The 11,377-nt window shown below is 27.4% G+C and carries 12 protein-coding genes; 1 reads left to right on the forward strand and 11 read right to left on the reverse strand.

Translation table 11 applies throughout. The features are described from left to right. Nucleotides 1-90: 90 nt before the first annotated feature. Nucleotides 91-1,401, forward strand: a complete 1,311-nt coding sequence (locus ACRDDE_RS01625) for an NCS2 family permease (RefSeq protein ID WP_438625077.1) — start codon at nucleotides 91-93, stop codon at nucleotides 1,399-1,401. A gap of 53 nt (nucleotides 1,402-1,454) precedes the next feature. Here the strand turns inward: ACRDDE_RS01625 and ACRDDE_RS01630 are convergent, their stop codons facing one another. The 11 genes from ACRDDE_RS01630 to ACRDDE_RS01680 all read right to left on the reverse strand — a co-directional run. Then, nucleotides 1,455-1,865: a peptide deformylase gene (locus tag ACRDDE_RS01630; protein ID WP_021434058.1), complete on the reverse strand. Its 411-nt coding sequence runs from the start codon at nucleotides 1,863-1,865 to the stop codon at nucleotides 1,455-1,457. 83 nt (nucleotides 1,866-1,948) lie between these two features. Beyond that, nucleotides 1,949-2,572 carry a GyrI-like domain-containing protein gene (locus ACRDDE_RS01635; protein ID WP_438625080.1) on the reverse strand — a complete coding sequence of 208 codons (624 nt, stop codon included), beginning with the start codon at nucleotides 2,570-2,572 and terminating at the stop codon, nucleotides 1,949-1,951. 136 nt (nucleotides 2,573-2,708) lie between these two features. Next, nucleotides 2,709-4,625, reverse strand: coding sequence for a sensor histidine kinase (locus ACRDDE_RS01640; protein WP_438625082.1), 1,917 nt, complete (start codon nucleotides 4,623-4,625; stop codon nucleotides 2,709-2,711). Then, nucleotides 4,600-5,298, reverse strand: coding sequence for a response regulator transcription factor (locus ACRDDE_RS01645; protein WP_438625084.1), 699 nt, complete (start codon nucleotides 5,296-5,298; stop codon nucleotides 4,600-4,602). Before ACRDDE_RS01645 ends, ACRDDE_RS01640 begins: the two co-directional genes overlap by 26 nt. A 213-nt stretch (nucleotides 5,299-5,511) precedes the next feature. Then, nucleotides 5,512-5,868, reverse strand: a complete 357-nt coding sequence (locus ACRDDE_RS01650; RefSeq protein ID WP_438625085.1) for a hypothetical protein — start codon at nucleotides 5,866-5,868, stop codon at nucleotides 5,512-5,514. 40 nt (nucleotides 5,869-5,908) lie between these two features. Continuing rightward, nucleotides 5,909-6,604 (reverse strand): ABC transporter ATP-binding protein, encoded by a 696-nt coding sequence (locus tag ACRDDE_RS01655; RefSeq protein ID WP_438625087.1) that lies wholly within the window; start codon nucleotides 6,602-6,604, stop codon nucleotides 5,909-5,911. 4 nt (nucleotides 6,605-6,608) lie between these two features. Continuing rightward, nucleotides 6,609-8,006 (reverse strand): ABC transporter permease, encoded by a 1,398-nt coding sequence (locus ACRDDE_RS01660; protein ID WP_438625089.1) that lies wholly within the window; start codon nucleotides 8,004-8,006, stop codon nucleotides 6,609-6,611. 99 nt (nucleotides 8,007-8,105) lie between these two features. After that, nucleotides 8,106-9,257, reverse strand: a complete 1,152-nt coding sequence (locus tag ACRDDE_RS01665) for a sensor histidine kinase (protein ID WP_438625091.1) — start codon at nucleotides 9,255-9,257, stop codon at nucleotides 8,106-8,108. Then, on the reverse strand, nucleotides 9,245-9,916 hold the full coding sequence (locus tag ACRDDE_RS01670; protein ID WP_369284942.1) for a response regulator transcription factor: 672 nt from the start codon (nucleotides 9,914-9,916) through the stop codon (nucleotides 9,245-9,247). The genes ACRDDE_RS01665 and ACRDDE_RS01670 overlap by 13 nt, the downstream gene beginning before the upstream one ends. A gap of 168 nt (nucleotides 9,917-10,084) precedes the next feature. Beyond that, the gene (locus ACRDDE_RS01675) at nucleotides 10,085-11,020 is read right to left on the reverse strand and encodes a DUF5692 family protein (RefSeq protein ID WP_438625093.1); all 936 of its coding nucleotides are present in this window, start codon (nucleotides 11,018-11,020) and stop codon (nucleotides 10,085-10,087) included. 30 nt (nucleotides 11,021-11,050) lie between these two features. Beyond that, nucleotides 11,051-11,377 (reverse strand): 4Fe-4S binding protein (locus ACRDDE_RS01680; protein WP_438625094.1); only part of this gene is annotated, 327 nt, incomplete at its 5' end.

The raw sequence follows: 11,377 nt of genomic DNA on the forward strand, positions 1-11,377 counted from the left end.
AATTATAGACAATAAAAAAAAATAGTGGTAATATATATGGGCATTAACCAATGCGGGCGGGCGAGGGAACCAAAATAAAGAGGAAGAAGGATGGAACAAAAACTATCAAGCAGTAAATTAGAATCAATTGCAACACAAAATTTTAAGACAGAGATTTTAGCAGGAATCACAACATTCATAGCCAGCGTGTATATCATAATGACTAATGCATTAATATTATCTGATGCAGGTATAAGTCCAGATGCAGCTATGATAGCTACAGTACTTACATGTACTATATCTACAATTCTTATGGGAGTATTCTCAGATACTCCACTTATATTAGTCCCTGGAATGGGAATAAACTCATTATTTACTTATACTATTGTTCAATCAATGGGGTTGTCATGGCAAGAAGGTTTAGCAGCAGTCTTAGTGAGTGGTGTAATATTCACTTTAATAGCAAGTACAAAGCTAACTTCAATTCTTATGAGCTCGATACCAAATAACTTAAAACATGCAATAACTACAGGAGTAGGATTTTTAATCTTATTCATAGGCCTTCAAAAAAGTGGTCTTGTTGTAGGTAATGAAAATACTATGATAGGTATTGGTAATATTGCAGACAAGGAAACCCTTTTAAGTATAGTAACTTTAATTATCATATTAATATTAAATATGAAAAACGTACCAGGTAACTTACTTATAAGTATAATAATCGGTACAGTATTATCACTTATTATGGGAGTAACTAGTCTAAGCAGTTTAGATTTTGCAGGATTTAACATAGGTGCTATTAAAGAAGTATTTTTAGGTATGTCATTTAAAAATGTTTGGTCTATACCGTTTATGGTAGCAGTATTCTCTATAACAATTGTAATAGTATTTGAAAATATGGGAATTTTATATGGTCAATTAGGAGCGCTAAAAAGAGAAGAAGATTTCCAAAAATCATTTAAGGTAACTGGAATATCTAATATAATAGCCGGAATATGTGGAACAAGTCCAACTATAGTTGCAGCTGAAAACTTCTCAGGGATCAGTGTTGGTGGTAAAAGCAAAGTAGCTGCATTTACATCTGCTACATTATTCTTACTATCATTGTTCTTAATACCTGTATTAAAACTTATACCAGATGGTGTCATAAGTAGTGTTCTTATATTTATAGGGATACTTATGATACAAACTTTCTTTGACTTAGAAAAAGGAGATTTGATAGAAACTATATCTATAATCTTAATGATTACGATAATACCTTTTACTTATAATATTGTAAATGGTATATCTATTGGATTTATAGTTTATACAATTCTTAATTTAGTTATAAATAAAGGGAAAAATGTTTCTGTAGCTATGTACGTACTTAGCGGCTTGTTTATTCTTAACTTTGTAATGAGTACAGTTATGGGAACTATCCATTAATATATTAAAAAAGGCGTCGCTCTACAATAGGGCGCGCCTTTTTCATTTCTATGCTATATTATTATTCCTTCGAAGTGATCTACTTCGTGTTGAATAATTTGTGCTGTAAATCCTGTAAATACTTGCTTATGTTTTTTAAAGTTTCTATCTAGATACTCTACCTCTATTTTTTCATATCTAGTTGTTTTTCTAAATCCTTCTAAAGATAAACAACTCTCTTCAGCTTCATAAGGAATCTCTTTTTTTAGTATAACTGGATTTACCATAGGAATTATCATCTCCCCTACACTAAATACTAATATACGCTTTTTTACTCCGATCATATTAGCTGCCATTCCTACACAATGGTCTAAATTTGCTCTTAATGTATCTATTAAATCATTTATAACTTCTACATCATCTTTTGTCGCAAGTTCTGATTTTTGTTCTAAAAATAATATATCCTTTACAACTGCTTTTATCATACTTATTAACCTCTCTAATTTATCTAAATTAATATAAGTTTATATTAGTACAAGTATGTATTTCAGTCAAATTATTAAATATATTAATTTTCTTCTACCCTATATCTAAGAACAGTTTTTAGTTTTGATGCTTCAGTCTTTCTAAAATCTGAAAGATATATTTCTCTATGAGCTTTTGTTTTTATCTTTAAATTATTTTCATTGCAAAACTCTTGCATAGCTGAAAAAGTTCTTGGTTCATCATCATATGGTCCCACGTGAAGCATTTGTACTGAAGTTCCTTCTTTAATATTTTTAAGCTCTACTTTTTCTAATAATGGATTTGACTTTTTCTTTTTTGCAATATCCATAGCTATATTGAAAACTTCTTTATTTACAAATTCAGGTTGTCTAATCATTAATGTATAAACTAACTCGTCCTTGTTAAGAGCTTCTTCAGCTCTACCTTTTTCAGTTAAGTCCCATATTCCTTCTAATGGATATACTGTGTATTCAAAGTATCCTTCTGGAGTGATACCTTTTTTAGGCATCATTCTTATAGCGTAAGCTAGTGAGTATAGTGTTTCTATCGCTTTTGAGAATCCTTCACTGTTTGGGTTTCCTTGCCCTTTTAGAGTTAGAAATTTGAATTCAGGTATTTCTACTAGTTGAGGTTTTTCTTTTGGTATGTAATATTCTTTTTCTTTTTTTCTCCATTCATGTTTCATGAATATCCCTCCTTTTTCTCTAAATTTATTAAAACAACTTTCATTATATTAATTATCTTTTTTTATAGCAATTTTAAAAAATCATAGTAGTAGCTTAGCTTATCCAACTAGAATTTAATTAACATATTTTTAATTTTTATTTCAATAAATTAAAATCTATATTAATAATAAATAAATCACCTATTATATCTACTTTTAAGTTTCCATCTTGAGCTTCTACAAACCCCTTAGCTATTGCAAGTCCAAGCCCAGATCCTTCTGTGTTTCTTGATAAATCTCCTCTTGTAAATCTTTCAGTTATTTCATCTGGATTAAAGTTAAGCTTGTACTTAGACACATTCTTAAAACTTATATATATCTTATCATTTATTTCTTCTAAATCTAAATATACTCTAGTTCCCTCTAAAGAATATTTCAGTATATTAGAAATTATATTTTCAAATACTCTAAAAGTCTTTTTACCATCTGCTAATATGTATACCTCATGTTCAGGTGTATTCACTATAAATTCTAGTTTAGATTCATTTATATATTCTTCCATCTCTACTAGAGTTTGCGTAAGTAATTGGTTTATATCTGTTTTTTCTATATCTAATTCTATATCGTTACTTCCAATCTTAGATGCTTCAAATAAGTCCTCGATTAAGACTTTTAATCTTTGAGACCTCTTATCTAAAACTTGTATATAATCTTTTATGTAATCAGGTTGTATATCTTCATTTTTCATTAAACTTATATAGTTAATCATAGCTGTAAGAGGAGTTTTTAAATCATGAGATACATTTGTGATAAGTTCATTTTTCATTCTCTCACTTTTTAGTCTTTCTTCAACTGCTACATTTATAGTTTGTCCCATTTCATTTATATCGCATACTATATCATTAAATAATGAATCTTTTTTTATTTCTATTTTATATTCTATATTTCCATCTTTTATTTCAGAAATTCCATTTCTTATTTTCTCAATCTTTTTTACTTTATCTATTATAACTAAAATAGCAATTATGCATAAAGTTATATATATATACGGAGCAATATACATTATAAATTCATTTACTATATAATTATCATCAGATATAAAAATTGAAATAACTTGTATTAATAATACTAATATAAACACCCATATATATTTTATTACATTGTACAATGTAGCATTTTTTATCTTTAAATCACATAATTTTTTTGTTATTAATATCTTAGAAATAAACTTTCCTTCTTGTTTTTTACCTCTCAATAATTGACTTGAATAATATACAATATAAAGCAACCCTGTGTTAACAATAGGATAGAAAATACTCCACCCATATACTTCAGATTGTAATATTGATAATATTAATGCTAATAAAATTAATAATAAATTTGTAAATATAACTTTCTTATTTCGATTTTTATTCTTCATCATATATAAAACTAAGTACGCGACTAATATTATTAATGCTATTATTTTAGAATATATAAAAATCTTTGCATCTCTATTATTTTTAGTAAATTGTATATATCTTATATATAAAGGGTCCTTATCGTTAGTATTTTTATACTCTCGTATATTATAAGTATATGGTATCGCTACATAGGTGCTAACATCTTCTTTTCTTGTCTGTGATAAGTTTCCAAAATTCTTGGTAGATACTCTAACTTTCTCACCATCTATTAGCTTATACATAGTATTTTGTTTGAAGTTAATTTCATATATCTCTGCATAGTTTTCTACAGATTTCATATATTTATTAAATTCAAAAATATTATTCGAATATACTTCCTTACTTTTATTATTCATAACAAATATCTGAGCACAAGTGTTATTAGAAATAAATTCTCGGCTTTCATTTCTATAATTAAGCATTTTTTCACTTGCATTATCTCCAACTACTGTATATACAGAATTGGTTGCTATTTCATATAAAGTCCTTTCCAACTCATAACTTTTATAAAAATCTTTATTTAAGCAGTCTATATAAAAATATATATTTTGAATATTAGCGCTAATTATACTTATACAAAAACATATAACTAATGCTGCTAAATTTTTACGTCTTATCAATTTTATATCCAACTCCCCACACCACCTTTATATATTTTGGATCTTTAGGATTTATCTCTATTTTTTCTCTTATCCTTCTTATATGTACTGCGATTGTTCTGTCACAATTATATCCAGGTTCTTCCCATATACTTTCATATAGTTGCCTAGATGAAAATACTCTTCCTTGATTTTTTAATAACATTTCTAATATCTTATATTCCATTGGAGTTAACTTTACTATTTCTCCATCTACTGTAACTTTTTTACTAGCATTATCAATCACCAACGCTCCATTTTTTAATTCTTCTAGATTTTCTTGTTTAAAGTTTCCTAGTGCAATGTAACGTCTCAAGTTAGACTTAACTCTCGCCACTAATTCTAGTGGGTTAAATGGTTTTGTTATATAATCATCCGCTCCCATGTTAAGCCCTATTATTTTATCTGTATCTTGAGTTTTCGCTGATACTAGTATAATTGGTATATTCTTTTGTTCTCTAATTTTTAATGTTGCACTTAATCCATCCATTTTTGGCATCATAATATCCATTAGAATTAGATGAATCTCCTTTTCAACTAATAGCTCTAATGCTTCTACTCCATCATAAGCCTTGTATACTTTTAACCCCTCGTTTTTCAAATGTATTTCCATAGATTTAACTATATCTTTATCATCATCAACTAATAATACATTCCCTTTTATCATTTTCCTCACCTCGATTCTCATTTTACCATGTTTATACTTTTAGTAATAAGCTAATTATGTTTATATATAATAGTATAAGAATTATTTTTTAAGATAAAATCAATGATTTATTAAGATTTTATTAATATTTATAATCAAAAAACACATCAACATAATTATTGATGTGTTTTATATATTTACCCTCCATTAACTTCTAATCTACTTGTTATTTCCTTATATATTATTAAAAAATTCATCTATTTCATCATCTTTATTTTCTGGTACTCTTTCTAAATATACACTTTTTTCTTTTATTTCTTCTTTACTTTTTGTTATATAATCTATTTTCTTAACTATATATCCTAAAGAAATTAAAGATATTGTATAAAATACAAATGGTATAACTGTAACTAAGTAATAATTTATTACCTCTACTAACTCCTTTTTAGGATTAAATCCCTCTTTAACTAAATCTGATATGTAAACATTTGATTTGTATATAATAAATATAGTGCTTAGAGCCATTAATGTTGCACATATATATAATATGACTGTAAGCTTTGGTGCTTTTTTTATATCTACCGATTTCATAATATTCTCCTATCATATTACTATATTTAATTTTTTTCTATTAGTTATTACTATTAGTTTTTTCCTTTTCATCTTTTATAAATAATAGTTTTCCAGATTTTAACCCCCAAATTTCATCAAGATATGAGCAAACTTTTTTTGAGTGAGTTACAATGATAACACACTTATTGTGCTTATGAGCTAATGATACTAAAATATCCATAATCTTTTCTTCAGTTTCATTGTCAAGGTTTCCAGTTGGTTCATCAGCAATTATTATATCTGGATTATGCGATAGAGCCCTAGCTATACCAATTCTTTGTTGCTCTCCTCCTGACAAATTTAAAATCTTTCTATTTGCTTTATCAGAATCAATCCCTACACTTTGCAGTAAATTTTCTATATATTCATTTTTATCTTCTTGCTTAGAATTGCTTATATTCATAGATAATAATATATTTTCTTTAGCCGTAGCATTTAATAATAAATTGTATCCTTGAAATATGACCCCTATATCCTTTGCTCTATACAAATCTCTATCTATATTTTTTAAACTGTTATCATTGTATAAAACTTCTCCACTTTTACATGTATCAAGTCCTGATATTAATGATAATAAAGTACTTTTACCTGCTCCTGATTTTCCTATTATTCCATACACTTTTCCTTTTTCAAAATCTATATTTATATTGTTAAACACATCTCTGTTAGCACCTTCATATCTATAACTTACATCTTTTAAACTTAATAAACTCATATTCTTAATTCCTCTCTGTTAGTATTTTTCTTGGCTCATATCTATTTATATATAAAATACCTATTCCAGCAGATACTAATCCTAGCAATAGTGCTATTAGTGTAATACTTAAAATAGCTTCCCCACTTAAAAATACGTCTAATTTTTCTAACGCTGGTGTTGTTGTGCTTGAGCCAGCAAATCCAACAGTCATACTCATTGATTCAGCTTGTTTTTGAGCATCTATTTGACCTTGTAAAAGCATATTTGAAACTGGTTGAGCTGATATACTTCCAATAGTTAATCCTATACTTAACGAGATAAGTATCATAGATAAAGTTTCAAAAATTAAACCTAGCGCAACTTTGCCTTTTTTCATACCCATAGCTCTTAAAACACCTATTTCGTATTTTCTTTCACGAATAGCTAAAATAGAAATTAAAACTAGTATGCTTCCTCCAAATCCTAAAACTAAAGTCATAAATATTTTTGAAATACTTTTTAATCCTTCTACCGGTTTAACAATACTGTTGTAACTACTTGCATCTACAGATAAATCAAATAAATCACTTAACCCCATTTCATGAGCTTCTTTATTAAAATCATCTACTGAGTCCGGGTCCTTTAAGTAATATTTTGCATCCATACTAACTAAATCTTCTTTAGATTTTTCATCATATGCTTTTAAAGTATCATATGTAGTAATAATCTCATTACTTCTATTTAACATATGATGCTTAATTCCGAAATCACTAGATTTTGCTCCATCATAATATATTCCTGATATAGTTAAATCTAGTGACTCTAAGCTATCCGGGTCTTGAGGATTTTTAATATTTATTTTATCTCCTACTTTTAAATTATTTAACTTTGCAAATTCTTTACTTATTATAGCTTCATTATTTTTTTGTGGCATTTTTCCTTCTATAATTTTTCTTGTTCCATTTTTAAATTCATTTTTACCCTCATTGCTAAGACCACCTAAAACATTTAAGTTTGGACTTTTCTTAAGATTTGATTTACCCCCGATAGCTACAACATTGCTCAAATTCAAATCATCTGAACCTTCAGGTTGGTCTAAAGCTTTTATTTTGTCACTATAACCACTAAATGCTAAACTAAATATAGTTTCCTTAATATACTTAGACTTAGAAAGTTTTTCTTTAATATCATTAGGTACTCCCTTATTCAATTCCTCAACTTTACCTTCGTTTATTTTATCCTGTGTCTTTTCCATGTTTGGTTGAATAAAAACTTCAGCTCCAAACCTATTTTTATAATCTTTTATTATCTCATTTGATGTTGTGTTAATAATAATAGATATTGCCGTACAAGAAAGTATAGCGGTCATTATAATTCCTAATAATATATTTCGCCCCTTATTCCTTGACAAATTTTTTAATGCATTTTTAAAAATATACATATTAAATTCTCCTTTTCTTTAGGTTTTACTGTAAGCAAATTATAATAAATATATTGTTTACTCAATGTTAACCCTCAACTTAAAATCTAAAAATAAATATTAATTCTTGTATTCAGAAAAGGTTAAATAAAAACAAGACCCTTTATTTATTTCACTGTCTACTACTACTATTCCATTACATAAATCACACACATGTGATACTAAACTTAGACCTATCCCGTATCCATCTTTTTTTAAATCATTAATTCTATATTTATTATTAAATATACTATCTATAAAATTTTTTTCCATACCAATTCCGTTATCTTCTACTTTAATTATCACACTATTATATTTGTTTCTTACTGATACTCTTATCATTTTATTCTCGCCATATTTTACTGCGTTATCAACCAAATTACTTACTGCTCTATATATCCACCTTTCTTTAGCCAAAATAGTTGTATTATTTTCTTCATCAAAATCAAATTCAATATTTTTATAATTTTTTTGATACATGTCACAAATACTAGCACATATTAAAGAAACATCTACACGAACCATCTCATCATCAGATTTTAAATCGCTTAAAGTTAATACATCATCTATACTGTCAGCAATATTATCTACCAATTTAATATATTCTTTATTGTTGTCTATCTCTAAATTTGTTCTTAATATAGCAATAGTATTTTTTTGTTCATGTGATAAATAAGAATTTAATTTTTTATAGTCATCTAAATTTTGTTTAAACTTTTCCTTTATATTTTCATAAGCTATCCCAAATGTTTTGCTTACTAAGTATGGATTAAAATCATCATCAATCTCATTTAAATTCTTCACAATATTTTCTATTTCTTTATCATGAATCTTATTTAATACTATCCATAATATTAAAGACGATAATATTAAAACAAAGAAAAATATTAAAACTATACTTAGTATGTCTTTAAATCCTATCTTCAGATAAGCTCTTCCAATTTCAGCTACATCTACTAACTTACTTGTGCCTGTCATTTTATGACTTTCAAAGTTTTCATTGTACTCTTTTAAATTTAGATAACTACCTTCTTTTAGTACTCTATATATTAAATTTTCTTCGTTAGATACAGAAGTGCTAACAATAATAGCTTTCGCATCTTTTATATTTGTTTTAGTTTCTAGATTATTAAAAGATCCTTTTATTTTATATAATCCAACGCCTATAACAAGTGATAGTATTAATGAATATATTATTATAACTAGTCCACTTTTAAAGTTTACTCTACGCATAAACAATAGCCCTTTCCTCTAACATTAACTAAAACTTCTTGCCCTTGTATATTTTTCAATTTATTTTTTAACCTTGATATATGTACTCTTAGTACTGATGAAAACGGGTCAAAGTTTTCGTCATATACATGCTCTACAATTTCCTCGCTAGAAACAACTGCAGGGTGTTTATAACAGATGTACTCTAATATATCAAACTCTTTTATTGCAAGTATTACCTCTTTTTCATCTATATACACAGTACGATTTACTGGATTAAGCTTTAAAGTTCCAATGTTTATAATTGGATTTGTTCGTCCATGGAATCTTCTTATTACTGCATGAATTCTTGCTCTAACTTCTAATAGTTGAAATGGCTTTGTTATATAGTCATCTGCTCCATTATCTAATCCTATCGCTAAGTCTGATACATTATCTCTTGCTGTTATTATTATTATTGGTGTGTCTATTGATTTTTTTCTAAGGTATTTTAGTACTTCTATTCCATCAGTATCCGGAAGGTTTAAATCTAATAATATAACATCGTATTCATTAATACTTGCTTTCTCCTCGCCTTCTTCTCCTGTGTTTGATATATCTACTTTGAAATTCATATTTTCTAACCCTTTTTTCATTGAGTTTGACAGTTCTATATTATCTTCTATAACTAGTAATCTCATTTTTAGCTCTCCTTATAAATCAATAAATTAAAATTTTATATCATTATACTTTATCATATTTAATGTTTATCCAATGTTAACAGGTTATACAATATAAATAAAAAAAATGTAGTTACTAAGTTTTCACACTTAATAACTACATTTTATTTAAAGAGTACTATTTTTTATCTATTTATTTTCAGCTAATACTTGTTGATACGCATCAGTATCTGTGTAAATTTCATCCTTTATTGGATTAAGTTTATTTTTTCTTACCTTATTAAATTGGTAAATTGCTAAAGCTGCATTCACAGCTAAAGATATTAAACTTACCACAAAGAAAGCTGTCTTGTTATGTGTTGTAGGAACTGGTGCTATCCTATCAGCAAATTGAGGAACAGTCATAACAAACATAATCCAAAGGGCTAATGTTTGAGCACGATGTTGTAACCAAGCTCCTTTTTTTATAAAGAAAGTTGGTATTGTACATGAAAGTAATAAAGCTGCTCCACAATAAATTGAGTGGTCTGATATACAGTTATAAGTATATGCAAAGTTCCATACATCATAAGCTATAACCCATGTCCATATCATATCTGGCCATATCATATCCTTTGTTTTATCTTTAGATATAAATATTCCATAACAACCACAAATTGTAACTATATTTAATAACCCTGCTATACCATTCATAATATTCCAAGGTCCAGATATCGTCCAAAGATTATCTACAACTCCACCATCAGTTAATCCATAAGTGAAAATTTGAAAGTCTCTAATAGAAGCTTCAAATATATTTAATGCTAAAATAATCGCTGGAAGAGCCAATGCCCATTTTTTCTTTTGTAACGATGGAATATATCTAAGAGCCATAAACCAAACACACCCAGCAAGTGCCGAATAAGTTTTCACCCAGTTAAACCAAGTTCCTGTTCCATATTCATTGCCTGGCGCTGCTGTAGTTGGCCAAACAAAAATTGTTAAAAATATAGGTACTATTATAAATAATAATATTCCCGTCCATTTTGTTGATCTTCCAAGTTCATTGAATGCCATCAATGCAAGTAATACAAATAGGAAAATTCCCCATCCTTCAAAGGTCATTTTTTCATATAAAATTCCCATAATGCACCCCTAATCTATTTTATTTTAATTTTATTTTGCAAATACATCCTTAACTTTCTTTCCTATTATTCTACCTTTTCGTCTTATAACGTTTTTAACTACTGCTGGTTTTAAATCTTCATAAGCTACACCTTCTGCATCATATTTTCTTACTAATGATATAGCGTCAAACTTACATTTTGTAGTACATTGACCACAACCTACGCACATATATTCATCTACAACAGTAGCTCCACAACCTAAACATCTTTCTGTTTCTTTTTTCATTTGTTCTTCTGTAAAAGTAAGACGCATATCTTTGAAAGATTCTTTTGCATCTACGCCAGATTTATGATTTGGTCTTTGTCTTGGCATATT

The sequence above is a fragment of the Paraclostridium sp. genome (assembly GCF_051656405.1).
Lineage (GTDB): Bacteria > Bacillota > Clostridia > Peptostreptococcales > Peptostreptococcaceae > Paraclostridium.